We start from the raw sequence: 26,473 nt of genomic DNA on the forward strand, positions 1-26,473 counted from the left end.
TCGCGAAATCACATCAGCTGGATTTGCCTTTGTCACTACCGCTCGTGTTGGGGGTGGTGCAACCGGAGGCGCTATAACTGCCGGGGGTGTGGGGGCAAAATCGTAATAAGCTCAAGATCAATAATGCCTCGATCTGTGGGTAGAACAGCATCGGCGACAGTTGGGGAGAGGCGTTGCACCAACATGGGAATGCTAAACAGCACCAAGCATAGCGCCAGCGCAACGGCCAGAGCCGTAGCCAAGTGCCGATTGTAAAGCCGACGCAGCAGATAGGCGCCATACGCTTGGTTGCGGCCATCGAAGACGATGTCGTCGAGGGTGGCGGTGAGCAGATTGAGGGTTTTCATGGGTTGTATGGGCTTAAAGGTGAAAGGAGGCCGCAACGCGCATTACCCAAGCCATATACTATCTACTTCTCATCACTTCTGCTCTGGCTTTCGAACTCTCAACGCTCTATATATTTCAACTAGTATGCATGCCGACAAAGATATTTATGCAAACAAAAACCCCAAGCAACACAGTGGCTGCTTGGGGTTTTAAGCTTCGAGAAACAAAAGTATTACTTAATAGCGAAGGTTACCGGAACAGTAAATGATACGCTTACTGCGCGGCCGTTCTGCTTACCGGGAGCGAACCTTGGCAGGGTTTTCACGGCGCGAACAGTTTCCTCGTCGCAGCCGGCCCCGATGCCTTTGGTGATTTTCACATCTGTTACCTCACCTTGTGGGTTTACGGTAAAGTTTACGAAAACCTTTCCCTCTACTTGGTTACGCAGTGCCAATGCCGGGTATTTGATGGCTTTTTGAATAGCACCAACAATAGCATCATTACCACCAGGGAATTGCGGCATTTGCTCTACATAGGTATACACTTTCGTGTCTACCACTTCGGCTACTGCTGCATTGCCATCACCTTCCAAGCCGCTTAAGTCCACCTCGTTGGTGTTACCTTTTACCGTCACGGTAGCAACCACCTTGTCCTTCAACTCATCCTGATCCGGAATTTCTTCCTCCTTTACTACCTCTTCATCTTTTTTGATGACGGGAGGCGTAAACTTAATCGTGGAGAGCTTTGGTGGTGGTGGTGGTGGTGCCTCTGGTGGTGGTGGCGGCGGTGGCGGCGGTAATGCTTTATCCAGTGGTGGTGCTTCCATCAACTCATTCACCTTCAAATTTTTAGCGTCTTCCTCTGCTCTGCTACCCTCAAACATGCGGGCAATGATAGGGAAGCTTACCAGAACCGCGAAGATGGCGATGCCAATGAGAAGAGCACGGGTTAGGTGCTTGCTGTACAAGCGACGGAGTACGAAGGCTCCGTAGGCCTTATTGCGACCTTCAAAGACGATGTCGTCGAAGGAAGCACGGGCCAATTGCGTGTTATCCATCATAGCCCTGACTTGCTTATAAGTACAGTGTCGGCTGGTGCAATATCCACCAGCGCGTATTTCTTCTGGTTTGTGATGTTCATCTCATCCAGAATGTCAACCATGTTCTTGTAGACTGACTTTCGTGCTGGCTTAATCAGCACTACAGTATTCGGATTACGACGCATCCGATCAAGTAACACTTTACGAACACCGGTAGCACCATAATTAGTAACCTGCAACTCAGGCTTTACATCATCAGCCAATAGGCCTTCGTAGTAATATACCTTGTTAGCTTCACCCAAAATTACCGTCATCGCATTAGACGATTTAATTTCAGATGGCGGATCATCAGGTTTTGGTTTTACCGGCATCGTTACCTGCATTACGTTCGGCTTATTGAACGTAGTCGTGAGCATGAAAAAGGTAAGAAGAAGAAAGGCCAAATCAACCATGGGAGTCATGTCGATTTTGGTCGACATTTTCTTGGCCCGTTTCTTCCCGCCTTTTCCGCCGGAGTCGGCTTGTTGTTGAATTTCTGACATTTCGCTGCGGCCGGTTAGTTACTAACTAATGTTTTGGGCTTCATCTCCAAATCAGTAATCAAGTTAAAGCGGTTAATGTCCTTCTCCTGCATGTACTTGATTAGCTTTCGAACCGTCGGTACATCCGCGTTATTATCGCCTTTGATGGCGATATAAACCGGCTTTCTGAAGAGCTGTTGGTTAGCAGCCCTTCCCTGTATTACCCAATCAATAATTTGATTGTTCGTGGAGTCAGTTGGGATACCCGGCTGCTGAATTTTCTTCACTTCTTCCTTGTCGCGGTCGAGCAGAGAACCAAGCTGCTGAATGGGTACACCAAAACTGGTCATTTGGCCGAAGCGCTTCTTTTGCTGGGGAGTAAAGGAGATGCCATATTTAGCACCTACTTTTTCCAGCATCAAAACCTTCGCAGGCTCGCTGTCCAGTGCAAAATATGTTTTGCCGTCTTTATCGACCGAAAGAGTAATGAGGTTGGTATCGGGCAACTTGAGGTCTGAGGTAGAGGATGGTGTATCCACCATAACTACTTCCTCGGGGGCAAACTTGGTGGTGAGCATAAAAAATGTCACCAGCAGGAATGCCAAGTCCACCATCGGGGTCATATCCAACGAGGGGGACGTTCTATGGGGTTTTACTTTAGGCATTTCTGGCTTTGTTAGTTTGAATTCAGAAACGTAGGAACCCTAGGCTTTAGTGCGTTAACCGCAACTTATGCCGTGTAAGTTTCTTTTTCGCCGTGCTGAGCGGCAAACGTCTGAATAATGCTGAAGCCAGCCTCGTCGATGCTATAAGTCAGCTCGTCGATTTTGCTTGTAAAGAAGTTGTAGGAGATGATGGCCAGCGCGGAGCCAAGAATACCCAGAGCCGTGTTAATCAAAGCTTCCGAGATACCGTTTGCAAGTGCTGTAGCATCCGGGTTACCAGCTTGTGCCAGAGCCGAGAAGGCCTTGATCATACCAGCTACCGTACCCAACAGACCTACCAGCGTAGCGATAGAGGCAATCGTAGAGATGATAACCAGATTTTTCTCCAGCATCGGCAATTCCAAGGCAGTCGACTCTTCGATCTCCTTCTGGATTGACAGGATCTTCTGGTCTTTGTCCATACCACGCTCACGCGACATTTCCTGGTATTTCAGCAGTCCGGCCTTTACTACGTTAGCTACCGAACCTTTCTGCTGATCGCAAACCGCCAGAGCGCCGGTGATGTCGTTCACATTCAACTTCTGACGGATCGAACGCACGAAGCTTTCGATGCTCTTTGTACCGCGGGCTTTACCGATAGTCAGGTAGCGCTCAATCGAGAAAGTGATAACAAGTAAGAACAGCGTGAGCAGGATAGGTACAATAAAGCCCCCCTTATACACGATGCCGAGGTAGTTACCTTCGATTGGGTTGTTCTCATTATTACCGCCCTGGAAGTTGGCGCCATTGCCAAACACGAACATGTAAATAATAATAGAGACTACAAGTGCCAACGGAATTACGATGGCGGCGAACGCTGATCCGCCTTTTGCTTCTTCTTGCGGAGCAGCGGTAGCGGCAGGCCGCACGTTCTTGTTCATGGCATTCTTCTGTTCCATTGTGCCGGAGAATTAGGGGGTTGGTAGTGAAAGGTTGAAGCGGTAAAGGGAGAAAATGAATGGGGTATTGGGTGAAAAAAGAATAGCCTAAAGACGGCGGCAGCCCCGCTCACCCGCATATTTGGCCCCCACTAATGGGGATAAAATATGGGTCTGCTCGTGCGCGGAGCCTGGTTTCTCAGAAGGTCTATGCTTGGCAAACCTAAATAAAAACCAGCGCGCCGCCAAATGAAATATGGGTTTAAACGGTTTAAAACGGTGTGCGGCTTAAAAAAGCTATTTCTCGCTATTCACGGAAGCAGAGGAATTGGGTAAAGTTTTAGCTCTTTCCCAGTACGTGTCCATTTCAGCCAGGGTTAAATCAGTGAGGCGATGCCCATCGCGAGCGGCTTCCGTTTCAAGGTACTGAAAGCGTTGAATAAACTTGCGATTAGTACGTTCTAAAGCTTCTTCAGGGTTAATTCCGGCGAAGCGGGCAAAATTTACGAGCGAGAATAATAAGTCACCAAACTCGCTTGCCGCCCGCTCTGAGTCAATAGAATCAGCGTTCTGGGGAGCAAATTCGGCTCCGAACTCGCCTAATTCTTCCTGTACTTTCTCCCAGACTTGTGCCGGCTCTTCCCAATCAAAGCCGGCACCGCGGGCCTTTTCCTGAATGCGCATGGCCTTCACCAGCGCCGGCAATGATACGGGCACTCCACCCAGCACCGACGTATTTCCTTTTTCTTTCAGCTTTAATTGCTCCCAATTACGCTTCACGTCCTCCTCATCTGCTACCTGCGTATCGCCATAAATATGCGGATGGCGAAAAATCAATTTTTCACATTGGGCATTCAACACATCGGCAATATCGAAGCGGCTGCTCTCAGAGGCTATTTTTGAGTAAAAGATCAAGTGCAGAAACACATCTCCAAGTTCCTTTTGCACATCCGCTAAGTCGTCGCGCAGGATGGCATCGGAGAGTTCATAGGTTTCTTCGATAGTGAGGTGCCGTAAGCTTTGCATGGTTTGCTTACGGTCCCAGGGACATTCAGCGCGCAGGCGGTCAAGCACATCCAGTAGACGGCTGAAGGCTGCTAATTGCTCAGGTCGGCGGTAAGGGAAAGGCTTTTCCATTAAATCAAATATACGGTTCCTTTCTGCATAGAGTAATGATTGCGCAGGCAAGAACGCTCGATCATCAACTTTGGGAAAAGAATTAAGGACTAAAAATTGTCGTTGCCTTAAAACTACTTTCATAGAGAAAGCAGCGCGTTTGTCTACTTTTGCGACTTAAAATAACCATTGCTTGTGGCACTAATAAAATCAATTTCGGGTATTCGGGGCACTATCGGAGGCGCGGCGGGAGATGGGCTTACACCTATCGACGTAGTAAAATACGCAGCCGCTTTTGGCACATGGGTGCTGGATACCACGCAGAATAATACGATCATTATTGGCCGTGACGCCCGTATTTCGGGCGAAATGGTAAGCAAGCTGGTAGCCGCTACTTTACAGGGATTGGGTATCCATGTAATAGACCTGGGCCTAAGTACAACGCCTACTGTAGAACTCGCCGTGCCCGCCAAAAAAGCAGGTGGGGGTATCATTCTAACTGCTTCTCATAACCCTAAGCAGTGGAATGCGCTGAAGCTGCTCAATAATAAAGGCGAGTTTATTTCTGACCAAGACGGGCAGCAAGTATTAGCCTTAGCCGATGCCGAGCAATTTGACTTTGCACCGGTAAACAAGCTGGGGCAGTACAGTACTGATTCCAGCTTTCTTAAAAAGCACGTGAAGGCCGTGCTGGCCTTGCCGTTAGTAGACGCAGAAGCTATTCGAGCGAAAAATTTTCGGGTGGTAATTGACTGCGTCAACTCCAGCGGTGGTCTGGCAGTGCCAATGCTACTGGAGGCGCTGGGCGTTGAAAAAATCGAGAAGCTGCACTGCGAGCCCACCGGCGACTTCGCCCACAACCCCGAGCCATTGCCCGAAAACCTGCGCGATATCGCACGGGTACTCGAAAAAGGCAGCTACGATCTCGGTATTGTAGTTGACCCCGATGTGGACCGCTTGGCGCTGGTGAGCGAAAACGGCGAAATGTTCGGCGAAGAGTACACCTTGGTGGCCGTAGCCGATTATGTGCTCAAGCAGAACGGCGGCGGCAACACCGTTAGCAACCTGAGCAGCACTCGCGCCCTTCGCGACGTGACAGAGCGACTGGGGGGCAATTATGCCGCCGCCGCTGTCGGCGAGGTAAACGTGGTGAATATGATGAAGCAAACCAACGCCATTATTGGTGGGGAAGGCAATGGAGGCATCATTTTCCCGGAGCTGCACTACGGCCGCGACGCGTTGGTAGGTATTGCTTTGTTCCTGACCCACCTGGCTAAATCGGGGTTGACGATGACTCGTCTGCGGGCTTCTTACCCCAGTTATCACATCTCAAAAAACAAAATCGAGCTGACCCCCGACATTAACACCGATAAGATTTTGGAGCAAGTGCAGAAGCGCTACGCCAAGCAGCCCATCAACACTATCGACGGTGTTAAAATAGAGTTTGATAAGGAGTGGGTACACCTGCGTAAATCCAACACGGAGCCTATTATCCGCATTTACGCTGAGTCAGATTCCAATGCCACCGCTGATCATTTGGCGAACAAGATCATCGGCGATATCAAAGAGATTCTCTCAGCTAAAGCATAAAAGTAGACATGAGTACGGAGAGGTGAGAAGTGAGACTCTTTGTACTTTTTGGCCTTGCATGAGCCTCCGACGAGTCTCACTTCTCACCTCTCCGTACTCACCTCTTAGCACTCATGTCGCAGCAAGCCGTTTATTTCGATAATGCCGCTACCACGTCCCTCGACCCTGAGGTACTGGAGGCTATGATGCCGTTTCTGCAAAATCACTTTGGCAACCCAAGCAGCATTCATGGGCATGGGCGACAGGTACGAGCCGCTATCGAGAATGCACGCAAGACCATTGCCCACCTGATAAATGCGGCACCCGCGGAGATTTCCTTTACTTCGGGCGGGACCGAGGCCGATAATTATGCTGCCTTCGGAAGTATTCGCACATTGGGGCTGCGCCATGCTATTACGTCGCCTTTGGAGCACCACGCCGTGCTGCACACGTTACAGGCCTTAGAAAAAAGCGGCGATATCCAACTCAGCTACCTGCGCCACGATGAGCGCGGCCGCTTAGATTTGACGCATCTGGCTGAACTGTTGGCTACGCACCCACGCTCTTTCGTCAGTCTGATGCACGCCAATAATGAGATAGGCAACATTAACGACGTACAGGCCATTGCTGACATAGCTCAGCAGCATGGCGCAGTTTTTCACACGGATACGGTGCAGACTATGGGCCATTACCGCCACGATGTGCAGCAGCTTAAAGCGCACTTTCTGGTTGGGTCGGCTCATAAGTTTCATGGGCCGAAAGGGGTCGGATTTCTTTACACCCGCTCCGGTACGCAGGTCAGGCCGCTCATTCACGGCGGCGCCCAAGAACGCAACGTGCGAGCCGGAACTGAGAATGTCTACGGCATTGTGGGGCTGGCTAAAGCTTTAGAAATCGCCTATCGGGATATGGTGGACCACCAGCGCCATATTCAGGGCCTAAAAGACCTGTTTATAACCTCTCTGCGAGCGGAAATCGAGGACGTGCAATTCAATGGAACTTCAGCCGAAGCCAACCAAAGCTTGTACACCGTACTGAATGTGAGTCTTCCACCATCAGATATAAACGAGATGCTGCTCTTCAATCTCGATATTAATCGAGTGTCGGTATCAGGGGGCTCGGCGTGTTCGAGCGGGGCCAATGCGGGTTCTCATGTGCTGAGCGCGCTGAACTGCGACCCCAACCGCGGAGCCATCCGCTTTTCTATGAGCAAGTACAATACGGTAGGAGAAGTGAAATTTGCCGTTGAGCAGTTGGCTAAGATGTACCGTAAGGTAGCGGTGTAAGTGCTGCCGGGGGCTTTTTTACTATATTCTGCTTTCCTTTTACTGCAACACTACTATACGCATTCCACCGCCATTGCTTGAGCCGCACAGGCTTGGTAAGCGGCTACCGAATCGGGGAGAAGCTGTTGCCAGAGCGTGTAATAAGCGCCGCTACTTTGTAATAGCTGTTCGTGCGTACCCTCTTCTAGCAATTTGCCGGCCGCCAGCACCACTATTTTATCCGCGTGCATCACCGTGCTCAGGCGGTGGGCGATAAGCACGATGGTCTTACCGGCCTGCCGCAACTCGTGCAAAGTGCGCTGCACGTACTGCTCTGAAACAGTGTCCAGGGCCGACGTGGCTTCGTCCAGAATCAGAATTTCCGGGTCGCGGTAGAGGGCGCGGGCGATGGCTAACCGCTGCTTTTGCCCCCCAGACAGCCCCGCGCCCCGCTCGCCCAGCAGGGTAGCAAACCCGTTGGGCAGCTTTTCCACGAACTCCAGAATCCCTAGCTGCTGACAAATGCCGATGATGCGTCGGATGTCCGGCTCCGGGTCGCCCACGGCAATGTTCTCGACGATGGTGCCGGTGAATAAATCAATCTGCTGGGGCACGACGCTCACCACGCGGCGCAGACTCTCGGGGTGCAAATGGCGGATGTCCAGCTCGCCAATCGTTATCCGACCTTCACTGAGCGGATAAAGGCCTTGCAACAGCGAAAGCAGCGTGGTTTTGCCGGAGCCGCTTTCCCCTACGATGCCGGCAATCGTGCCGCGTTTTATATGGAGGTTAAGCTTTTGAAACACCGTGCCGCGCGTGTTGTAGGCAAACGTCACGTCGTGCAATCGAATGTCGCCGACCAGCTCGGGCGTTAGCTCGGTCTTGTTTTCCAGGGCTTCGCGCTCCAAATCAATAATCTCAAAGAGCCGGTCGGCGGCAATCAGAGCATCCTGGATGCTTTTGTTGGCCCCGATAAGGCTGGTCGCCGGCCCGGTGAAGTAGCCGATAATGGCATAAAACGACAGCAATTCGCCCGGCGTCAGTTCGTTAGCCAGCACGAAGTACGAGCCGACCCACAGCAGCCCAATGCGGAAAAATTGCGACACGAATTCCGACGCTGAACCGCCCACAATACTTTGTCGACCCGACTCATACACCGTCCGCAGCAGGGCGATAAAGCGGCTTTCGGTGCGCTCACTGGCGAAGCTTTCCATCCCAAACCGCTTGATGGTGCCCATCGCCGTCACCTACTCTACCAGCTGCGCTTCCAACTCCGCGCTCTGCTCCATCAGTCGGCGCTGGTAGCGGCGATTCAGGCGATTTTGCACCCAATAAATGCCCCCGTACAGCGGCAGAATAGCCAGCATCATGACCGCCAGCTTCCAGTAGTAAGTGAACATCAGCCCGAAGGAGAACACCACGATAAACCCGTTCACCAGCAGATTCAGGGCCACGTCGTTCACGAAAGCCCGGATTTTTACCGCGTCGTTTACCCTGGAAATAATCTCGCCGACCCGCATCGTGTCGAAAAACGTTTGCGGGAGTTGGAGCAGGTGGTTGTAGTAGCCCAGAATCAGGCGGGCGTCAATCTGCTGGCCGGTCTGGAGGGCGAACAGGCTTTTCATGGTGCCGATAAACGTCTGAAACACCAGTAGCACCAGCATCCCGACGCTGAGCAGATTCAGCAGGTTGCGGTTGCCGTCGGCCAGTACGTGATCCACGATTTTCTGCACGTAGATGGACATAGCCAACCCGAGCACGGTATAGAGCGCGGCCCCGAATAAGGCTTGCGTCATGACGGAGCGGTGGGGCCGCACGAGCTGCCAGAACCGGCCCAGCACGGAGTTTTTGTGGTCGCCGGGCTGGAAGGAGGTATCGGGCAGCAGCAAGAGCAGCACCCCGGTCCATTGCTGCTGAAACTCCGCCAGCGGTACGCGGTGCAGCTTGCCGTCGCCGGGGTCCATGTACGTTACCCGCTGCGGCGTGACGCGGTAGATGACCACGTAGTGCTGAAGCTGCTCTTTCACCACGACATGGGCAATGGCAGGCAGCGGAATCTTGGGCAAGCTCTCAGCGGTGCCTTTCACGCCTTTCGCTTGAAACCCGAGCTTAGTGGCCGCTTTTACCATGCCCAGCATATTGGTGCCGCGCTGATCGGTGGTGGCGTGCTGCCGGATGCGGGCCACGGGCAGCAGCAGCTTATAGTGCGCCGACACCGAGGCCAGGCAGGCGGCCCCGCAGTCAGTAATATCCCGCTGCCGGACTTTGATAGCGTTGCGCATAGACAAAATAGAGCACGAAGCCGCTTCGTGCTTTTTGAAGAGAGAAGTTTTTAGAATTCGAAAAGCGATACCTGTAAAAAGGCGGTCATGCTCATCTGGCGTCCGCCTGTCGAAGCATCTCTACCGCAACACTAATCTCAATTAGCTTGGCAACGAAGCGGGAGAGATGCTTCGGTTTCTCAGCATGACAATATCCTGGCAACGAAGCGGGCGAGATGCTTCGTGACCTCAGCATGACAGTACTACTGCAATGAAGTGGTAGAGATGCTTCGACTCCGCTCCGCTGCGCTCAGCATGACCGCTAGGATCATAGTATTTCCTATTAATCAACCCCATTCTGCGTCGGATTCAGCCAGTCATCCGCCTTGTCAAAAAGCAGCTGCCAGAGGCTGCGGCGGGCCAGCAGAAACCGGCCCCGCACCGTCATGCTCTTGCGCAGGTTGCCCCGGTAGCCGTTCTTGAGCTGTAGGTAGGGCCGGCTCAGCCGGCAGCGCACCTTGAAAACCGGCTGCTGGTCGTTCAGCAGCACGAAATCACGGCCGATGTCGGTTATTCGGCCTTCAATCAGGCCCCACTGATTATAGTCGAAAGCATCTATTTGAAAGCGCACGGGCATCCCGACGCGCATAAAGCCGATGTCTTTGGGGGCTACGTAGCACTCGGCCAGCAAGTCGCCGTCGGGGGAGATGGTGCCCAGCAGCTCGCCGCTCTGCACGTAGCTACCCGCGTATTTGCCCGCCAGCTGTTGCACGGTGCCCGCGACCGGGGCCGTGAGCACGTAGAGCCGCCGCTCCTGCCCCAGCTGTTGCTGCCGCTCCTGCAGTTCCGCTAGGGCGGCGCGGTGAGCGTTAAGATCGGTTTGCCAGTGGCTACGTTGCGTTTCGGTCAGCACGCGGGCTTCATCCAGCAGCTTGCGGTGGGCGAAGGTTTTGTCTTCCAGCTCGATGCGGGCAATCACTCTGCCCGCGTACAGCCGCTGACTGGTGGCCAGCTCATGGGCGCTTTTTTGCAGCTGACCGCGCAGTTGCTGCTCTTGGTAGTGAAATTGGGCCGCCTGCTGCCCGTAGAGTGGCGTCCGTAGCCCGCCCGCCGGGGCCGCCGGGCCGCGCACCAATCCTTCCAAATCTCTAATAAAGGCGACTTTCTCCGCCTGCTGCTTCGCGTTCAACGCCAGTTGCGCCTGCATAGCACCCGATTGCAGCACCAGCAGCGTATCGCCTTTCCGAATAGTTTGATTTTCCTGGGCGCGTAGCTGGGTAATAGTGCCCGCTACCAGCGGCCGGATTTCTGTTTTCTCCGCCAGCGGGCGCAGGGTGCCGGGCGCCTGGGCGAAGATGTTTAGGTGAATGAAGGGGAGGGCAATAACGAAAACCACCCATCCAATCAGTGCAGCAATATAGATAGTATGACTACGTATAGACATTTTACTTAAGAAAGTAAAAGTCGACTTATTTAACTGATAATTAGTGTTGTACATTTTGTATATTATTAATAATAATTATTCATGATAAAAATATAGTACAGAATGGATTAAGTTTTATTGCATTGGTGCAGTGACAAAAACATTTACTGTTCATGATAACAATGAGTAAATAGTTACACCTAATATATTGTATGCTGAATGAGCAAAAACAGTGTGCATCGTTGGAAATTTCTTTTTACAAAGAATAAATAATGATCCATAAAGCAGTCCAGTACAAGTTGTTTTAAGTACGTAAGCGAGGGAATAGTTATGTGCTAAACCAAAAGCAACAGCAGATACTAATACTGCGAATAATTGGTTATTTGTGTGCTTAAGAGTAAAATTAATTATGAATTTTTGGAAAATTAAAGTCTCTAATATAGGAGCTACGATAGTAATCAAAAACATTTTTTCCCAAATCGATATTTTCATTTCTTCTACCGGATTGTTAGGCGTTGCGAACAAAGAAAAAACACCTCCTATAAAGATATCTATCAAAACAACTAAAATGACTAATTGCCATGGCTTATAATTTTTCAAAAAAAGTAAGTGCATATTTAATGAGCAATTTATCATGTATAAAACTTCTATATTTATTTAAGCGATAAAAAATATAGAAGGGTCGCATTAATTAATGCGACCCTTCTATATTTTTTATTTTTTTAGAGAGCTAGGGAGGGAAGATTGATACTCGCCAGCCATTTGCGTGATTTCGTAAAGACCATGTATGAAAGCGGCTGTGCCCCATACTACATCGTAAAAAAGGTGTTCAAATTCGCCGCCGCCGTCTATTAACTGCATTTCATCACCGCTGAGAAGTGATAGAGATTGATCCAACATCATTGGAGTTGCCATATTCATTGTATTTTTTGTTAGTCTTCTAAGAAATTTGAAAAGTTTTACTCGCAAAGAAATAAAAATGGATTACTTGGGTGGATTGTAATCGTAATTCCAACCATCAACAGCAGCCTGCTTAATGGTATCCCATTCTTTAGCAGCCTCAACTGCTAAAGCAGTCCAGCCTGCTTTTGTAAGAAATGATTCCCAGCCACCGCCACCTACCTCTGTAAGCTCAACAGAATTCATGTCTGTCAAATTATATTGATCGAATTTCATTACTGTCATCAATTTAACAAGTGAAGTTTTAATACTTACACATTCACCTTGAATGTGTGCAATTTCACAAAACAAGCACTCCGGTCGCGACACGTACTTCTGTTTGCGTTACAAATCTGCCGACTACCTCCTACTATACACAATAGTAGCAAGCTACTCTTTTATACTAATCCACAATTAACAGCAAAAGTCAGCAGTGAATTACGCCCCTGCAAGCCTAGCTTCTCGCGCATCCGGGCGCAATGGTTGTTCACGGTATCGGGGCTGATAAAAAGCTTATCGCCTATCTGCGGGAGGGTGTAGCCTTGCCCTAATAGCGCCAGCACTTCCCGTTCCCGCGGGCTGAGGGGGAAGTGGGGGGCTTTTTTGCCGGTGCGGGAGCAGGCGCGGCCGGGTCCGGGGCGGTGGGTAGCTGCTGCCGCACGTACTGGCTGGTATGCAGCAAGAGCCGCACGGATGGCAACAGCCGTTCGGGGTAAGCACCGGCTAATTGGTTTAGCTGGCTTTGCAGGTCTTCATCGGAGCAGGCGTGCAATTGCTCACACAGCCGTAGGAGGCACTCCAGGGAATTAGGCATTGGAGTTGCGGGGGGGGGGTAACTTGCTCGTAATCACGATGATAGGTAATAGATACTTTAATAGTTCCGGCAAGATAGGCAGCCGGATTATACAGTGCAACTGGAGTATAAAAAAATAGTACTAAGTAAGTATAACGCAAGAGCGGAAGTAGGTTTCGCCGTGGCGCAGCCAGCCTGAATATAGCATAAAGTAATAGAGCGGTGGTCTAAAGCGTGGTGATGGTGCCGTTTCAGGTTGAATCAAAAGGAGCTTGAATAGCTTGTTCAGCGCCTTTTTCAGTTGGTCATGCATTAGGCTTATCACCACGCTTTAGACCACCGCCAGTAATAGCTTGTTCACGCTGTCCCAGAGCGTTGAGAGATAGCATCGCGCTGAGTTGTTCGTTAGTGGCCGCTGGCATGGTGATTTGCAAAATGTGGTCCCAAAGCTAGATTAACTAGGGGGTGTGGACAGTGGGCGAGGTGGTAGCGCGAAAATCCGTTTCGCGACGAGCAATGCGAGTAACGGGTCTCGCGCCGCCCGGAGCACCCGCGTAGGAACTCGCGCGGCTCGTCGCGAAATGGATTTTCGCGCTACTATCCACATACCCTAAAGAGAAAGACCACTGGTAATGGCCATCTATACAGCACATTGGCCCAAGAAGCTATTGGTTTAGCTATAAAATGCCCCCCAGCGCGGGACGGGCTCAACAAGCCAGCTTTTGCGAAACACGCCGGATAGAATGTGGCAAAGACCTTCAGTGAGTAAAAGATAATCGTAAATTTTAGACCGTTGGCTGCATTCAGTACCTATTTTGGCTGCTGTCCGTACTGCTTCCCACAGACTTGCTTTATCCTGACTTATGGCTGAAATAAATATTCAACGCAAGAAGAACTCGCTGAGTCCGTGGCTGCTGATTTTGCTGGTACTGGCAGCGTTGGCGGTAGGAGCTTACTTTCTACTTCGCTCCGACTCGGAACCGGCAGCTACCGCTCCGTCAGCGACTGGCGCTGTCGCCCCGGCAGATGCTGACGCCGAGGCGACAGCGCGAGCTACTTCTCCGCCCGCCGGGGGCAGCACGCAAGCCGTGACAGAAATGGCCGCCGAAGAAACGCCAGCGTCGGCTGAGGAACTGGCTCGATTCGCGGCCGATGAGGATGATACCCCCGATTATGGGCGTCGTGGGCTCCAGTTGCTTACTGCTACCCTCGTAGACTTGGCCGACCGCGACGACATGCGCGATAATAACATCGCTGAGAAGCGCAATGACCTGACCAGTGCCACTAGTCGTATGGCCGACGACGCTAACGCCAGCCTGCGGCCCGGCTTTGTAGCGGCCACCGCTCTAATGCAGGCGATGCAGCAAAAAGCGTATCCGGCGCTGGCCCGCCCTGTTGCTGAATTAGTGCAGCGAGCCGACGAGCTGCCAAACCAGGTTACGGCGGCTGAAGTGCCTGCGGTGCAGGAGTTTCTGGTACGGGCCGCCGACGTGGTAGGAACATTAAGTAAGCCCGCTTCTTAAGTTTGCCTTAAGAATGGATTTGATAGCCACTCCCAGGATTACCTTTCTTCACTTACTTCGCCCCATTCTTTTACTGATGGAACCAACTGCTACCCCAATCCCACCCGCCGAGGGTATGCACCTGCGGCGTCTGCGCGATTTGACTGATTTTGAAGTAGCCGATAGCAGCCCCGATGTACGCGGCTGGAATGTGCGTGGGGCCGATGGGCAGAAATTTGGCGAAGTGGCCGAGTTGATAGTGGAGGAAGACGCGCTGAAAGTGCGCTACCTCGATGTTGAGTTGAGCAGCAACCTGCGCCTGAATAAGAACGAGCGCCATATTTTGCTGCCAATTGGCGTAGCTGCCCTAGATGAGGAGGGTGATAACGTGTTCGTTCCGGCCCTGACAATGGAGTCGGTATTGGAGTACCCGCCTTATTCCGAAATCCAGATCAGCCGCGACTATGAAGAGGCTATGCTACGGGCCCTGAAGCTTCCATTGCCCGAAGCCGGCTCTGCCACTTTCTACAATCAGCCTTCCTACGACGAGCAGCATTTTTACCAAAACCGGCGGCCGGCTGAGCTAAGTGCTTTTCGCCGCCGCGACCAGCATGGAAACGTCCTTTAGTTAATTCTGGGGGGCTTTTCTACCTGGCGTCATGGTTAGCTAAATGCTTTATACAGCGTCCAGAAGCTCCAAACGATAACCATGAGGCCCACGCCCGCGAACATCCAGCGAACGGGAAGATTTCCGGCCAGGCGCGCTGCTAAGGGGGCTGCGGCTACGCCTCCTACAATCAGCCCCAGTACTACTTGCCAGTGCGAAAAGCCAAGAGTAGCAAAAAAGGTAAGAGCGCTGGCGAAGGTGACAAAAAACTCGGTTAGGCTAACGGAGCCAATGACGTATTGGGGCGTGCGGCCCCGCATAAGCAAGGTGCTAGTAACCAACGGTCCCCAGCCGCCACCGCCGAAGGAGTCTAAAAAGCCCCCCGCACCGGCCAGCCAGCCGATATGCTTTACAGGGCGAGAAGGGACGGGCCGCTGAAAAGACTGACGCAGAATGCGCAACCCCAGCAGCAACAGATACACCGCCAGGGTGGGCTTCACCCAGGCTGCGAAATACTCGCCAAAGTAAGAAAGCAGCAAGGCTCCGCTCACGGCACCCAGCACACCGGGCACCAACAACGCTTTGAACAGGCGCCTATTAACGTTGCCAAGCCGGTAATGACTGTAGCCCGAAGCGCCACTGGCAAACATTTCGGCCGTATGGATGCTGGCACTAACGGACGCCGGCGACATATTCATTGACATTAGGCTGATGGCCGTAACCACGCCGTATCCCATACCCAGCAACCCGTCGATGAGCTGAGCTATGAAGCCAATAGCTATAAAAATGTAAAAAGTCTTGGCTGTGCTTATTACCTCCCACACCTGCTCCCAGGACACATTAAGCATCAGCACGTTCATTGTTGGCAGGATACTTATAAGCTGTAATGCTACTAAAAAGCAAATGAAAGCCTCTGCCTCATAGTTATTTACCTGAAGCAGAGGCTATGCTAGCAAAATCGGCAAAAGTTTAATTCTGCCGAATCATGTCCGTAACGGTTTCTACCCAAAGCGGATGAGTATTCAGGGAAGGCACCAGCTGCCAATGCTCGCCGCCGGATTCCTCAAATAATTCCTTGAATTCCTCCCCCACTTCGATAGTGGTTTCCAGGCAGTCGGCTACGAAGGCCGGGCTGAAGGCTAATACATTCTTAATCCCTTTGCCAGGTAATGGCTTCAGAATCTCATCGGTATAAGGCTGGAGCCACGGGTCGCGCAGGCGGCTTTGCAGGCGACTCTGAAAGGCAACCGTGTATTGCTCGGGACTCAAACCCAAACCAGCGGCCACTAAGCGCGATGTAGCAAAACACTGGGCACGGTAGCAATAACGGTTGTTCTTATTGTAGGTGTTGCAGCACTTGCCCAACTGGCAATAGCCTTTGAAGCTACCCTTCAGCACATGGCGCTCCGGAATGCCGTGGTAGCTGAACACTACGTGGTCGTAGTCGTGCTTGGCCATTTCGGCCTTACCCAAGGCCACAATGGTGTCGATAAAGCCTTGATTGTCGGCAAAGGAGCTGATGAAGCTGATGCTGGGTACTATCCACCACTTGCGCACAATGTCCATCACCTTCTGCTGCACCGAGCCCGTGCTGGCCGAGGCGTACTGCGGAAACAAAGGCAACACGATAATCCGGTCAACAGCGGCCTCGCGCAGCTCCTCTAAGGCCTTTTCAATACTGGGGTTCTGGTAGCGCATCCCGAAGGCCACAACATAGTGCGAGCCCAGTTTTTCCTGCACTAGCTTCTGCAAATCGAGCCCGTGAAAGAGCAGGGGAGAGCCCCGCTCGGTCCAGAGCTGCTGGTATATCTTGGCTGATTTTGGGGCTCGCAATGGCACTACCAAACCCTGAAACAAGGGGTAGCGCACGGCGGCCGGCATATCCACTACCCGGCCATCGGTGAGAAATTCATTGAGGTAGCGCCGCACGTCGCTGGTTTGGGGCGAGTCGGGCGTACCAAGATTGACGAGCAGCACGCCGATACGGCGCTGGGGGGCATTTTCAGGCATAAACAATACGAAACGTCGGACGCAATACAAAGGTAGAGCCCCAATGGTTTGACGCTTCGCTGAATGAAGAATTAAGAATGAGGAATTATCAGGGAGCAACGAAGAGCTTCTTTTTGAGTGGCAAAGGCTCCAAGCTAGGCTGGGGGGCTTTTTCAGTAGAAACAAAGTACCTCGGCATACTACCCAATTCTTCATTTCTCATTCTTAACTCTTCATTAAGCAAAGCGTCCGTACCTTTGCAGCCTCATTTTCAGCAGTATCCCAGTGAATCCCGAACCCAAACCGCACCGCGCCGGCTTTGTGAGCATTATTGGCAAGCCCAACGTAGGTAAGTCCACGCTTATGAACGTGCTCGTGGGCGAGCGGCTAAGCATTATTACCAGCAAAGCCCAAACCACGCGCCACCGCATCATGGGCATCCTGAATGGCGACGATTTCCAGCTCGTCTATTCGGACACGCCCGGCATTATTCAGCCCAAATATGAGCTGCACAACGCCATGATGAGCTTCGTGTATTCGTCGTTGGAAGACGCCGACGTGATTCTGTTCGTCACTGATATCTACGAAAAGCACGACGAAGAACCCGTGGTAGAGCGTCTGCGCCGGGCCGAAACACCGGTCATTGTCTTGGTTAACAAGATAGATCAGGCTGAGCAAGCTGAAGTGGAAGCTAAGCTCGCTTACTGGGGCGAGCAGCTGCCCAATGCCGCCGAAGTATTGGCTATATCAGCATTGAAGGCTTTAGGTACCGAGCGTGTTCTGGAACTGGTACTGGAGCGCTTGCCCGAGCACCCGCCGTACTATCCCAAAGACGAGCTAACCGATAAGCCAGAACGGTTTTTTGCCGCTGAGATGATTCGGGAAAAAATTTTTAAGCTCTACAAAAAAGAAGTCCCTTACAGCTGCGAAGTCGGTGTGGAGGAATTCAAGGAAGACGAGAAAATCATCCGCATCCGGGCCACGATTTATGTAGAACGGGCTAGTCAGAAGGGCATTATCATCGGCCACAAAGGCGAGGCTTTGAAGAAAGTAGGCACCTGGGCGCGGGAGGAAATGGAGAAGTTCTTCGGCAAACAGGTGTTCTTGGAAACCCACGTAAAAGTCAATGAAAACTGGCGCACCGACCCGAAAGCGTTGAGCCGTTTTGGTTATCAGTAACCCTAAGTCTTAGCTTGGTTGGGGCATAAATAATTATTTATCCTGTGTATGGAATGATTTGGGAAAGAGCATATGCCAAATACGACTTCATTTCTTGCTCTCACTTTTATGAAAATAGTATTTGGTATGCTGCTCGTAGCTGCGGGCGCTATGGTCTCACCGGCTGCTCTCGCTCAAAACTTACAACCTACTAGCGACCTCCGACAACTGGTAGAGGCCATGCAGAAAGTGGCGAAACCTACTACCGGCCAGAAACGACCACCATTATCTCCAACCGCGGCCGATCCAAGGCGAATGGTAACTATTAACACATTGCCTGAATCGCCCATGCCTCTGATGCTCAATAATCGCTTCGTACCGTTTGATAGCCTGAATAACTATACTCTTAAGGACGTAGAGTTAGTAAACTTAAATAAAGATGATTCCTATACAGTACTCTTTGGCTCTCGGGGCTCGTGGGGTGTTATCCAAGTAAAACTGAAAAAACCGAAGGCTTCGGTTTCACCAAAAAAGTAAACTGTCTCCATCGGCTCTGCCGCGAATCTTCCGACCTCACTTTTACTTAACTACTCCGGGCACTGCCGAAACTGGTCGGGCCGGCGGCTGGAGTCAGACTAATGAAAAATACCATTGCTATTGTGGGGCGGCCCAACGTGGGCAAATCCACGCTTTTTAATCGCTTAGTTGGCCAGCGTAAGGCCATCATGGACAACGAAAGCGGCGTAACCCGCGACCGGCACTACGGCTACGGCGACTGGACCGGCAAGTACTATTCCGTCATCGACACGGGCGGCTACGTCCACGGCTCCGACGACGTATTTGAGGAGGAAATCCGCAAGCAGGTAAAGCTGGCCATCGACGAGGCCGACGTAATCCTGTTTATGGTTGATGTAGACGCCGGTTTGCATGGTCTGGATGAGGAGTTTGCCAATGTGATGCGTCGGTACCAAGGCAAAAAACCGATTTATCTGGTTGCCAACAAGGCAGATACCAATGCTCGGGCACACGCGGCCGGTGAATTTTATGCTTTAGGAATTGGCGACGGCGACATCTTCACTATTTCCAGCCAAAATGGCTCCGGCACCGGCGATTTGCTCGATGCCGTGGTAAGTCACTTCGACGACCCGTGGGAAGAAGAGCCCGATGCTGGCCTACCGAAAATCGCCGTTCTGGGTCGGCCCAACGTGGGCAAGTCCAGCTTGTTCAACCTGCTGCTTGGCGAGGAGCGGACCATCGTAACGGACATTGCCGGCACTACCCGCGATGCCATCCAGACCCGCTACAACGCCTTCGGCAACGACTTTATCTTGGTTGATACGGCCGGTTTGCGTCGTAAAAACAAGGTACACGAAGACATTGAGTTCTACTCCGTACTGCGCTCTATCCGGGCTATGGAAGAGTCGGACGTGTGTATCGTAATGCTTGATGCTACTCGTGGCATTGAGGCGCAGGACGTGAACATTATTGGCTTGGCCGACCGCAACCGCAAGGGTATCGTGATTGTGGTGAACAAGTGGGACTTGATCGAGGACAAGCAGACGAATACGGTAAAGGAGTTTGAGGATCAGATTCGGGAGAAAATCGCCCCGATCAGCTATCCACCGATTATTTTTACCTCGGTGCTTACCAAGCAGCGCGTGCACAAAGCCATCGAAACGGCCGTGCAGGTGTACAACAATAAGTCGAAAAAAATACCGACTTCTCAACTCAACGAGGTAATGCTGCGGGAGATTGAGGCGCATCAGCCGCCTTCTACCAAGGGTAAAATGGTGCGAATAAAGTACGTGACGCAGCTGCCCACGCACAACCCGGTTTTCGCCTTCTTCTGCAACCTGCCACAGTACGTGAAGGAGAGCTACACGCGTTACCTGGAAAACCGTTTGCGCGAGCATTTCGACTTCACAGGAGTGCCCATTGGCATTATTTTCCGCAAGAAATAACCTCCGATTCAGCTGATCAAAGACATTCTGAAAAGAAAAAGTAAGTGATGGCCCTTTTTATTAGGCTGATATATTCCACAAAAAAGTCCCCCAGAATAGTTCTGGGGGGCTTTTTTGGGCAGCGCGTTCATTGAAATTACCACCATCTGCGAATAATTAATAAAATTCTTGGTCTCGTCGGGTTACCTCTTAATCACTGAGGTATAAAGCTTCGAATCTGCTGATAAACCGTTCGCGGAACGTTGAAAGATTCACCTCAAAATCGATTTTTCACCCCCTATCTAATTTACCCTGATCATGAAAAAAGTATTGTTCCTCGCCCTCGCTGCTGCTTCGTTCACTTTCACTTCTTGCGACACGAAGACTGAAAACGCTCAAGAGAACGCTGCTGACAACGTAGAAGAAGCTGGCGAAATGAAGGCCGACGCTATGGAAGAGTCTGCTGACTCGACCCGCGACGCTGCTGAGAACACGGCTGACAACATGGAAGATGCTGCTGACGCAATGCCTTCTACTACTACCCCTGCTGCTACCACCACCAACTAATTCAGTTGGTGCGAAAGCACGAAAAAAGCCCCCGGACTTGCTCCGGGGGGCTTTTTTATGTTTAAAAAGAATTCAATTAAGCCGCCGCTGTAGCATGCTGTCTACCACTTCAAACAGGCGGCGCGGCTCGTAGGTGCGCCACGGTAGGTCGTCGAGCTGGCCACCGAAGTTCACGTAATTATCAATGTTGTACTGGCGCATTTCGCGCAATACGTGCTCCTGGAAATTGACGCCGGCAATCCAGCCATCCTCCACATCCTCAAACCATTCCTCGTAATACGAGTCGTCGGAGCCATGGAAGTTGAACACGTTCTCACCGATGAGAATGAATTTGCGGATGCCTTCATGTACCATTAAGTCAATTATGTTGCGCTTGAGCTGCATCACATCGTTCTCGATGGCGTCGTTCCATTCGCCGATAAACTCGATAACACCAATACCCTGCTCATAATCTACGAAGAGAATTTTGAGAAACAAGGTATCTGACTCCAGGCTATCCCATTGGGGATGAATGTAGTAGCCGTAAATAGTATTGGTAAAGGAATCAAGGCTGTTTTCGGCCTCGAACAAGGGCGAACGAGGGTCTTCGGAGGCCGAATACTGCTCAATCCAATTATAATGCGGCTCGATAGTATGCACGGGAAAGCGGCTGTTTTTTGGTAGAAACGTGCCACAGGACGTTCTGTTCCATACACCGCTCAAAAATATTGGTTGGGCATAAGGCAGCGTTCAACACTACCAATGGCTAACTATTGACTGGCATGAGCCGCCAGCGCCGCCCGCACCGAGCCGTGCTGTTGCAGAAGGGCCGCGGCTTCAGCTTGCTCAATGCCGAGCTCATCCATCAGCATGCGCTCCCCGCGGTCGACCAGTTTGTAGTTGGTGAGCTGCATATCCACCATTTTATTGCCTTTCACCTTCCCCAGCCGAATCATGGTGGCTGTGGTGAGCATGTTAAGCACAAGCTTTTGGGCGGTACCGGCTTTCAGGCGCGTGCTGCCGGTCACGAACTCCGGCCCCGTCACGACTTCCACCGGAAATTCGGCGGCGACAGCTACCAGGGAGCTGGCATTGCAAACAATACACCCCGTCGCAATTCCCTGGCGCCGCGCCTGTTCCAGGCCACCAATTACGTAAGGCGTGCGACCCGAGGCGGCAACACCCACTAAGATGTCGTTTTGATTAATGCTGTGCTTCTGCAAATCCTGCCAGGCTTGCTCAGGGTCATCTTCGGCATTTTCCACTGCTTGGCGAATAGCAGTGTCGCCACCGGCAATGATACCGATAACCAATCCCTGCGGCACTCCAAACGTGGGCGGACACTCCGACGCGTCCAGAATCCCGAGCCGCCCGCTGGTACCAGCGCCGATGTAGAATAAACGCCCCCCACGCTGCATACAGGCAACAGTAGCCTCCACCAATGCTTCAATCTGGGGCAAGGACTTGGCTACGGCCTGCGGCACGGTCTGATCGACGCTGTTTATGCCTGCCAGCAAATCGTGCGTAGATAAAGTCTCGAGGTCGTTGAAGAGGGAGGCGCTTTCGGTAGAATTCACGGTAGAGGGCGGAATAGGGTGGGGGAATGACGGCGCTTACGGCTACCGGGCGGTCTGGTTGGGAGCGACGGTACCGGGGGGCAATTTTAGCTTTCCAATAACCGTGAATTTATCAAAAACATGGGCCGTGTGAGGGGCGTCGCGGTGCAGCTCGGCGGTAAGATCCTGGCCGGCCCAGTGCCCATAGTGGTTGCCACGGGTCCAAAGGCGGGAGCGGCTCACATCATAAATCAACCCTTGGTAGCTAACCCATACTTCATCCCGGTCCTGACCATTACGCAACGCTAGCTGGGACGCGGTGTACTCAGGCAACTCGATGTTTTGCGGCGTTTGGTCCTGGCTTTTTGCTGCCAGCGAGACAGGATTATTCATTTAAAGTTAGGAGAAGCTTCTGGTAAATACAGACTTTACAGCCACTAAAACGGATTAACCCAACAGCGCCTGCGTCAGAATCCAGCGATTGGGCAAGTCGCCTTGCGCGGCGTGCACATAGTCTTCGTAGCTGCACGGCACCACACGTTTGATGCTGCTGTTGGCCATGCTTTCCACTTCCAGCCACCATTTTTCGGTGCGCTTGGCTTTGTAGAAAACCAGCTTGGCCGGCGTACCGGGCAGCCCCACCGCATAGCGCTTAAAGCGGGTACTTTGAAAATCCGTTTCGCCACGCCGATGATAAAAGCCTTCCACAAAATACCAGAGCATGGTGGCCAAGGTAGCGGCGCCCAAACCGTGAGGGTCGTGGTCGGGGCGGTAGCCGTAGAGACCGAAGCTGCTGAGCTGGTCGTTGTGGCCCGCGTACCAGGCCAGCTGCGCCGCTTCCTCGCTGGTCAGACCGAAAGGGTTGGCCGGCGAATAAGCAGGTGCATCTTGCCAACGCAGCGCGGCCACATCAAAGCTCACAAAGTCGGCCTGCCGCAGTAAAGGCTCCGCCTGGCGCACATCCGTCCGCACGGCACCCAGGCGCAGCGTTTCGAAATGCAGCTTCTCTAAAGCCGCTAGCACCTCCGGGGTAGCCAAGTATTGCTGGTGCGCCAGTTGGGCAAAGTTGAATAAAAAGCTGGGCGCGTGCATGAGCATACGTCGCAAGTGTGAGTCTTCGGGGGCGGCTGAGTCATGCTCAGCCATATCCACGCGGGCATCCACGGAGGCAAAGCTTACGGCTCGGTCGAGGGTTTCATATGCCAGAAACTGGCCGTAGTCCAGGTCGTGGCTGCCGCCCAGAAGGATGGGCACGGTATTCTGCTCTAGCAGCGTCGAGACTATCTCGCGGAGACGCAGGTAAGTGTCTTCCAGAGTGAGGCCGGGCCGCAGGTTGCCCAGATCCACGAGCCGGAGCGGTGCCGCGCCTTTCTGCAGCTGGTAGAAGCGGTGGCGCACCACGTTGGCTCCGTGCTGGTCAGGTGAGCCCGCAGCACTACCCCGCCACTCATTCAGGCCAATAATTGCCATATCAGCCTCCCGCCAGTCCGGAAACGTATCCAGAAAACAGGTAAGATGCGCCCCGAGCGTGGTAGGGGCAATGAGCGAGGGCACTAGCTCCTCAGGGAGCGGATCAAAAAATATAGCCAGATTCATCGGGCAAAAGCAAGGCAGGCCGGCGAAATTACGCAAATCGTGTCAGCCGTCCACCACATTTGCCCCCCAGCGGTTTAATCCTACGGTAGCAGTTGGCTTTCCGCAAAAAAATCCAGTTATTTAACCAGTATTTCCCACCCTTTCGCTCTTATTCAATGGAAGTTCGTCGCGCGTTTGATATTCTGCCTAACCAGCTTGCGAAGTACCCGAAGTCTGATTGTCTCGCCGCCAAAGTCAAGGGCGAATGGCAAAAGATGAGCACCCAGCAGGTAAGTGAGGCTGCCAATCAGGTAAGCCTGGGGCTGCGGCAGTTGGGGATTGAAAAAGATGATAAAGTCGCTATTATCTCCATGAACCGGCCGGAGTGGATGCTGGCCGACTTTGGCATCTCCCAGCTTGGTGCCGTGAGCGTGCCTATGTACCCCAGCATCACGGTTGAAGACTATAAATACATCTTTACCGATGCTGGTGTAAAGGCCGTGTTTGTGTCTGATAAAAGCCTGTACGCCAAAGTGAAAGAGGCTACAGCCGCTTTGCCCGAAGTACAGCACATTTTCACATTCGATAAAATAGAAGGCGCCCGGCACTTCGATGAGCTGCTGGCCATGGGCAAGAAAGGCAACGTGGCCGATCTGGACCCGATAAAAGCCGCCGTGCAACCCGATGATCTGATGACCATCATCTATACCTCGGGCACCACCGGCAACCCGAAAGGGGTAATGCTCAGCCACGATAACCTGCTCAGCAACTGCCGCAATTCGCAACCGTCCGTGCCCGTGACCAAGGATGATACGGCCCTCAGCTTCCTGCCGCTGTGCCATATTTTCGAGCGCATGGTGACGTATCTGTACATGATCAACGGCGTGAGCATATACTACGCCGAGAGCATGGAAGTCATTGCCGACAACCTGCGCGAAGTCAAGCCGCAGATATTTACCACGGTGCCCCGCCTGCTGGAGAAGGTATATGATAAGATTGTGGCCAAGGGCCACGATCTGGAAGGCGTGAAGAAAAACCTCTTCTTCTGGGCCCTGGATCTAGGGTTGAAATTTGATACCCAGAAAAACCAAGGCTTTGTTTATAATACCCAGCTGGCACTGGCCAATAAGTTGATTTTCAATAAGTGGCGCGAAGCGCTGGGGGGCAATTTGAAGTGTATCGTGTCGGGTGGCGGAGCCTTGCAGCCGCGTTTGGCCCGTGTGTTCTGGGCGGCGGGCATCCCCGTAATGGAAGGCTACGGCCTCACCGAAACCTCCCCCGTTATTGCTGTCAGTGGGTACGAGCGGGAGAACAACTACATCGGCGCGGTGGGTCCCCTAATTGAAAACACGGAAGTTAAAATCGCCCCCGACGGCGAGATTCTGACCAAGTCGCCTTCCGTAATGAAAGGCTATTACAACAAGCCCGAATTGACCAAAGAGGTCATCGACGCCGATGGCTGGTTCCATACCGGCGACATTGGCGAGTTTGTAAACGGGCGTTTCCTCAAAATCACGGACCGCAAAAAGGAGATGTTCAAGACCTCGGGGGGCAAATACATCGCTCCGCAAGTCATTGAGAACAAGCTTAAAGAGTCGCCGCTGATTGAGCAGGCCATGGTAGTTGGCGCTGATCAGAAGTTTCCATCAGCGCTGGTCGTGCCGTCGTTTGATGAGCTGAAAAACTGGTGTAAGCGCAAGGAAATAGCCTTCACCTCCAATGAGGAAATGATCAAAGACCCTCAAATCGTGGATATGTACGATGACTTGGTGAAGAGTTATAACCAAGGCTTTGCCCAGTGGGAGCAGGTGAAGAAAATTTGCCTAATGCCCCACCTCTGGACCGTGGAAACTGGTGAAATGACGCCCACAATGAAAGTAAAGCGCAAGGCGATTACCGAGAACAATCGGAATTTGATCGAGAGCCTGTATCACCAAAACGCTGTTCGCTAACTGAAACGGCCTCATTATTAAATTAGTGGGGCCGTTTAGTTGAGAGAATAGAAGCTCGAAAGAACACAAATTGAGTTGGCGCTAGGGGCTGACATGGAATACTATTTGTATCCACTTGTGGGTAGAATGGGTGCGAGAAGTATGCTACCCTTTCTTTCAACTAGCTACCTATTTAACTTTTATGAGCAAATTTGCTAAGCTGCTACTTAGCTTTGTTTGGGCAGTTTTTCTGTTGGCGGGCTGTGACCGTGATAAGAAGCAAGACGATCCGGCTCCGCCGGTTCTGGTGACCATGGGTTCGCTGGCCGGCACTGTGAAAATTCAGGACGAGGCAGGGCAGCCCGTTACTAATACCGGGGTGCTGGTAACGCTACAAGGGAGTACAAGTGCTCAGCCACTTACCACGACTACCGATGCTAACGGCAGCTTCCAATTTAAAACGCTGCCGTTTGACCAGTACAAGGTCGTTTATAGCGGTGCTGGCGTGGGTACCTGGCAGGAGCAGAACCTCGTACTCGATGTCCAAAATCCTAATCTGGTGCGTGCGGTAGTGCTGGGGCAGCCAGCCTCAACCGTAGTGACGAGCTTTTCGCTGGCTGGCCCTAAAAGTTTCGACAATAGCATACCCTATACGCTGAGTACCACTTACAACACACAGCTATATCCAAGCTTGTATTACTATCATCTATACTTTGGCACCACAGCTGATGTCAGCAACACGAACTATATAGGCATGAGTAGCGGCTCGTCTAACCAAAACCCTAGTCAGTTGTGGATTTCGCTGGATGGCCTCGCACTGAAAGCAATTCCCAG

Annotated in this window: 28 protein-coding genes and 1 pseudogene; 10 read left to right on the forward strand and 19 right to left on the reverse strand. The window is 52.0% G+C overall.

Annotation, left to right across the window (positions count from 1 at the left end; all coding sequences use genetic code 11):
- Positions 1-71: 71 nt before the first annotated feature.
- From MKZ35_RS18730 to mazG, 6 genes are all read right to left on the reverse strand, one after another.
- A complete protein-coding gene (locus MKZ35_RS18730) occupies positions 72-347 on the reverse strand; it encodes a hypothetical protein (protein WP_482514698.1) in 276 nt (91 codons plus the stop codon).
- A gap of 212 nt (positions 348-559) precedes the next feature.
- Positions 560-1,387, reverse strand: a complete 828-nt coding sequence (locus MKZ35_RS18735) for an energy transducer TonB (RefSeq protein ID WP_482514699.1) — start codon at positions 1,385-1,387, stop codon at positions 560-562.
- Positions 1,384-1,908 (reverse strand): ExbD/TolR family protein, encoded by a 525-nt coding sequence (locus MKZ35_RS18740; RefSeq protein WP_482514700.1) that lies wholly within the window; start codon positions 1,906-1,908, stop codon positions 1,384-1,386. The genes MKZ35_RS18735 and MKZ35_RS18740 overlap by 4 nt, the downstream gene beginning before the upstream one ends.
- 14 nt (positions 1,909-1,922) lie before the next feature.
- Positions 1,923-2,552 (reverse strand): ExbD/TolR family protein, encoded by a 630-nt coding sequence (locus tag MKZ35_RS18745; RefSeq protein ID WP_482514701.1) that lies wholly within the window; start codon positions 2,550-2,552, stop codon positions 1,923-1,925.
- A gap of 65 nt (positions 2,553-2,617) precedes the next feature.
- The gene (locus MKZ35_RS18750; protein ID WP_482514702.1) at positions 2,618-3,490 is read right to left on the reverse strand and encodes a MotA/TolQ/ExbB proton channel family protein; all 873 of its coding nucleotides are present in this window, start codon (positions 3,488-3,490) and stop codon (positions 2,618-2,620) included.
- Positions 3,491-3,766: 276 nt separating this feature from the next.
- The gene (mazG, locus tag MKZ35_RS18755; RefSeq protein ID WP_482514796.1) at positions 3,767-4,606 is read right to left on the reverse strand and encodes a nucleoside triphosphate pyrophosphohydrolase; all 840 of its coding nucleotides are present in this window, start codon (positions 4,604-4,606) and stop codon (positions 3,767-3,769) included.
- A gap of 174 nt (positions 4,607-4,780) precedes the next feature.
- Here mazG and glmM point away from each other — a divergent pair, with 174 nt between their 5' ends.
- Positions 4,781-6,175, forward strand: coding sequence for a phosphoglucosamine mutase (gene glmM, locus MKZ35_RS18760; protein ID WP_482514703.1), 1,395 nt, complete (start codon positions 4,781-4,783; stop codon positions 6,173-6,175).
- A gap of 113 nt (positions 6,176-6,288) precedes the next feature.
- Positions 6,289-7,440 carry a cysteine desulfurase family protein gene (locus tag MKZ35_RS18765; protein ID WP_482514704.1) on the forward strand — a complete coding sequence of 384 codons (1,152 nt, stop codon included), beginning with the start codon at positions 6,289-6,291 and terminating at the stop codon, positions 7,438-7,440.
- Between the two features lie 53 nt (positions 7,441-7,493).
- On the opposite strand, the pseudogene MKZ35_RS18770 reads toward MKZ35_RS18765, so the two are convergent.
- The 7 genes and pseudogenes from MKZ35_RS18770 to MKZ35_RS18800 all read right to left on the reverse strand — a co-directional run bounded on the left by MKZ35_RS18770 (position 7,494) and on the right by MKZ35_RS18800 (position 12,856).
- Positions 7,494-9,701 (reverse strand): annotated as a pseudogene (locus MKZ35_RS18770) (peptidase domain-containing ABC transporter).
- 322 nt (positions 9,702-10,023) lie between these two features.
- Positions 10,024-11,124 (reverse strand): HlyD family secretion protein, encoded by a 1,101-nt coding sequence (locus MKZ35_RS18775; RefSeq protein WP_482514705.1) that lies wholly within the window; start codon positions 11,122-11,124, stop codon positions 10,024-10,026.
- Between the two features lie 150 nt (positions 11,125-11,274).
- Entirely contained in the window at positions 11,275-11,718 is a 444-nt protein-coding gene (locus tag MKZ35_RS18780; protein WP_482514706.1) for a CPBP family intramembrane glutamic endopeptidase, read from the reverse strand.
- A 99-nt stretch (positions 11,719-11,817) separates the two neighbouring features.
- Positions 11,818-12,018, reverse strand: a complete 201-nt coding sequence (locus MKZ35_RS18785; protein WP_482514707.1) for a hypothetical protein — start codon at positions 12,016-12,018, stop codon at positions 11,818-11,820.
- A 69-nt stretch (positions 12,019-12,087) separates the two neighbouring features.
- Positions 12,088-12,279, reverse strand: coding sequence for a hypothetical protein (locus MKZ35_RS18790; protein WP_482514708.1), 192 nt, complete (start codon positions 12,277-12,279; stop codon positions 12,088-12,090).
- Between the two features lie 161 nt (positions 12,280-12,440).
- A complete protein-coding gene (locus tag MKZ35_RS18795; RefSeq protein WP_482514709.1) occupies positions 12,441-12,605 on the reverse strand; it encodes a response regulator transcription factor in 165 nt (54 codons plus the stop codon).
- Positions 12,590-12,856 carry a hypothetical protein gene (locus MKZ35_RS18800; protein WP_482514710.1) on the reverse strand — a complete coding sequence of 89 codons (267 nt, stop codon included), beginning with the start codon at positions 12,854-12,856 and terminating at the stop codon, positions 12,590-12,592. Before MKZ35_RS18800 ends, MKZ35_RS18795 begins: the two co-directional genes overlap by 16 nt.
- 842 nt (positions 12,857-13,698) lie before the next feature.
- On the opposite strand from MKZ35_RS18800, the gene MKZ35_RS18805 reads away from it, so the two are divergent.
- Both MKZ35_RS18805 and MKZ35_RS18810 read left to right on the forward strand, forming a co-directional pair.
- On the forward strand, positions 13,699-14,358 hold the full coding sequence (locus MKZ35_RS18805; RefSeq protein WP_482514711.1) for a hypothetical protein: 660 nt from the start codon (positions 13,699-13,701) through the stop codon (positions 14,356-14,358).
- 76 nt (positions 14,359-14,434) lie between these two features.
- A complete protein-coding gene (locus tag MKZ35_RS18810; protein ID WP_482514712.1) occupies positions 14,435-14,965 on the forward strand; it encodes a PRC-barrel domain-containing protein in 531 nt (176 codons plus the stop codon).
- A 35-nt stretch (positions 14,966-15,000) separates the two neighbouring features.
- Here MKZ35_RS18810 and MKZ35_RS18815 read toward each other — a convergent pair whose 3' ends face one another.
- Together MKZ35_RS18815 and hemH are read right to left on the reverse strand one after the other, a co-directional pair.
- A complete protein-coding gene (locus tag MKZ35_RS18815) occupies positions 15,001-15,804 on the reverse strand; it encodes a sulfite exporter TauE/SafE family protein (RefSeq protein WP_482514713.1) in 804 nt (267 codons plus the stop codon).
- 109 nt (positions 15,805-15,913) lie between these two features.
- On the reverse strand, positions 15,914-16,954 hold the full coding sequence (gene hemH, locus MKZ35_RS18820; RefSeq protein ID WP_482514714.1) for a ferrochelatase: 1,041 nt from the start codon (positions 16,952-16,954) through the stop codon (positions 15,914-15,916).
- Positions 16,955-17,218: 264 nt separating this feature from the next.
- Between hemH and era the strand changes: the two genes are divergently transcribed.
- The 4 genes from era to MKZ35_RS18840 all read left to right on the forward strand — a co-directional run bounded on the left by era (position 17,219) and on the right by MKZ35_RS18840 (position 20,598).
- The gene (gene era, locus MKZ35_RS18825; protein ID WP_482514715.1) at positions 17,219-18,112 is read left to right on the forward strand and encodes a GTPase Era; all 894 of its coding nucleotides are present in this window, start codon (positions 17,219-17,221) and stop codon (positions 18,110-18,112) included.
- Between the two features lie 108 nt (positions 18,113-18,220).
- On the forward strand, positions 18,221-18,628 hold the full coding sequence (locus MKZ35_RS18830; protein WP_482514716.1) for a hypothetical protein: 408 nt from the start codon (positions 18,221-18,223) through the stop codon (positions 18,626-18,628).
- A 101-nt stretch (positions 18,629-18,729) separates the two neighbouring features.
- Positions 18,730-20,052 (forward strand): ribosome biogenesis GTPase Der, encoded by a 1,323-nt coding sequence (gene der, locus MKZ35_RS18835; protein WP_482514717.1) that lies wholly within the window; start codon positions 18,730-18,732, stop codon positions 20,050-20,052.
- Positions 20,053-20,349: 297 nt separating this feature from the next.
- A complete protein-coding gene (locus tag MKZ35_RS18840) occupies positions 20,350-20,598 on the forward strand; it encodes a hypothetical protein (RefSeq protein WP_482514718.1) in 249 nt (82 codons plus the stop codon).
- Positions 20,599-20,670: 72 nt separating this feature from the next.
- On the opposite strand, the gene MKZ35_RS18845 is transcribed toward MKZ35_RS18840, so the two are convergent.
- From MKZ35_RS18845 to MKZ35_RS18860, 4 genes are all read right to left on the reverse strand, one after another.
- On the reverse strand, positions 20,671-21,237 hold the full coding sequence (locus MKZ35_RS18845; RefSeq protein WP_482514719.1) for a hypothetical protein: 567 nt from the start codon (positions 21,235-21,237) through the stop codon (positions 20,671-20,673).
- 110 nt (positions 21,238-21,347) lie between these two features.
- Positions 21,348-22,154 (reverse strand): N-acetylmuramic acid 6-phosphate etherase, encoded by an 807-nt coding sequence (gene murQ / locus MKZ35_RS18850; protein ID WP_482514720.1) that lies wholly within the window; start codon positions 22,152-22,154, stop codon positions 21,348-21,350.
- Between the two features lie 42 nt (positions 22,155-22,196).
- Positions 22,197-22,526 carry a cytochrome b5 domain-containing protein gene (locus MKZ35_RS18855; RefSeq protein WP_482514721.1) on the reverse strand — a complete coding sequence of 110 codons (330 nt, stop codon included), beginning with the start codon at positions 22,524-22,526 and terminating at the stop codon, positions 22,197-22,199.
- 54 nt (positions 22,527-22,580) lie between these two features.
- A complete protein-coding gene (locus tag MKZ35_RS18860) occupies positions 22,581-23,729 on the reverse strand; it encodes a formimidoylglutamase (protein ID WP_482514722.1) in 1,149 nt (382 codons plus the stop codon).
- A 155-nt stretch (positions 23,730-23,884) separates the two neighbouring features.
- Here MKZ35_RS18860 and MKZ35_RS18865 point away from each other — a divergent pair, with 155 nt between their 5' ends.
- Together MKZ35_RS18865 and MKZ35_RS18870 are read left to right on the forward strand one after the other, a co-directional pair.
- Positions 23,885-25,660 (forward strand): AMP-dependent synthetase/ligase, encoded by a 1,776-nt coding sequence (locus MKZ35_RS18865; protein WP_482514723.1) that lies wholly within the window; start codon positions 23,885-23,887, stop codon positions 25,658-25,660.
- Positions 25,661-25,841: 181 nt separating this feature from the next.
- On the forward strand, positions 25,842-26,473 hold a 632-nt coding region (locus MKZ35_RS18870; protein WP_482514724.1), incomplete at its 3' end, for a carboxypeptidase-like regulatory domain-containing protein.

The organism is Hymenobacter sp. R533113, assembly GCF_056835965.1.

What these genes read in the sequence shown, in the direction of transcription:
- MKZ35_RS18810 (WP_482514712.1), top strand. Translation starts at nt 14,435, where the DNA reads ATGGAACCAACTGCTACCCCAATCCCACCCGCCGAGGGTATGCACCTG.
- MKZ35_RS18800 (WP_482514710.1), bottom strand. Translation starts at nt 12,856, where the DNA reads ATGCCTAATTCCCTGGAGTGCCTCCTACGGCTGTGTGAGCAATTGCAC.
- MKZ35_RS18745 (WP_482514701.1), bottom strand. Translation starts at nt 2,552, where the DNA reads ATGCCTAAAGTAAAACCCCATAGAACGTCCCCCTCGTTGGATATGACC.
- MKZ35_RS18855 (WP_482514721.1), bottom strand. Translation starts at nt 22,526, where the DNA reads ATGAATAATCCTGTCTCGCTGGCAGCAAAAAGCCAGGACCAAACGCCG.
- MKZ35_RS18805 (WP_482514711.1), top strand. Translation starts at nt 13,699, where the DNA reads ATGGCTGAAATAAATATTCAACGCAAGAAGAACTCGCTGAGTCCGTGG.
- MKZ35_RS18815 (WP_482514713.1), bottom strand. Translation starts at nt 15,804, where the DNA reads ATGAACGTGCTGATGCTTAATGTGTCCTGGGAGCAGGTGTGGGAGGTA.
- MKZ35_RS18830 (WP_482514716.1), top strand. Translation starts at nt 18,221, where the DNA reads ATGAAAATAGTATTTGGTATGCTGCTCGTAGCTGCGGGCGCTATGGTC.
- MKZ35_RS18865 (WP_482514723.1), top strand. Translation starts at nt 23,885, where the DNA reads ATGGAAGTTCGTCGCGCGTTTGATATTCTGCCTAACCAGCTTGCGAAG.
- MKZ35_RS18765 (WP_482514704.1), top strand. Translation starts at nt 6,289, where the DNA reads ATGTCGCAGCAAGCCGTTTATTTCGATAATGCCGCTACCACGTCCCTC.
- MKZ35_RS18780 (WP_482514706.1), bottom strand. Translation starts at nt 11,718, where the DNA reads ATGCACTTACTTTTTTTGAAAAATTATAAGCCATGGCAATTAGTCATT.
- MKZ35_RS18785 (WP_482514707.1), bottom strand. Translation starts at nt 12,018, where the DNA reads ATGGCAACTCCAATGATGTTGGATCAATCTCTATCACTTCTCAGCGGT.
- MKZ35_RS18840 (WP_482514718.1), top strand. Translation starts at nt 20,350, where the DNA reads ATGAAAAAAGTATTGTTCCTCGCCCTCGCTGCTGCTTCGTTCACTTTC.
- MKZ35_RS18790 (WP_482514708.1), bottom strand. Translation starts at nt 12,279, where the DNA reads ATGAAATTCGATCAATATAATTTGACAGACATGAATTCTGTTGAGCTT.
- der (WP_482514717.1), top strand. Translation starts at nt 18,730, where the DNA reads ATGAAAAATACCATTGCTATTGTGGGGCGGCCCAACGTGGGCAAATCC.
- MKZ35_RS18735 (WP_482514699.1), bottom strand. Translation starts at nt 1,387, where the DNA reads ATGATGGATAACACGCAATTGGCCCGTGCTTCCTTCGACGACATCGTC.
- hemH (WP_482514714.1), bottom strand. Translation starts at nt 16,954, where the DNA reads ATGCCTGAAAATGCCCCCCAGCGCCGTATCGGCGTGCTGCTCGTCAAT.
- MKZ35_RS18730 (WP_482514698.1), bottom strand. Translation starts at nt 347, where the DNA reads ATGAAAACCCTCAATCTGCTCACCGCCACCCTCGACGACATCGTCTTC.
- MKZ35_RS18740 (WP_482514700.1), bottom strand. Translation starts at nt 1,908, where the DNA reads ATGTCAGAAATTCAACAACAAGCCGACTCCGGCGGAAAAGGCGGGAAG.
- mazG (WP_482514796.1), bottom strand. Translation starts at nt 4,606, where the DNA reads ATGGAAAAGCCTTTCCCTTACCGCCGACCTGAGCAATTAGCAGCCTTC.
- MKZ35_RS18860 (WP_482514722.1), bottom strand. Translation starts at nt 23,729, where the DNA reads ATGAATCTGGCTATATTTTTTGATCCGCTCCCTGAGGAGCTAGTGCCC.
- MKZ35_RS18775 (WP_482514705.1), bottom strand. Translation starts at nt 11,124, where the DNA reads ATGTCTATACGTAGTCATACTATCTATATTGCTGCACTGATTGGATGG.
- MKZ35_RS18750 (WP_482514702.1), bottom strand. Translation starts at nt 3,490, where the DNA reads ATGGAACAGAAGAATGCCATGAACAAGAACGTGCGGCCTGCCGCTACC.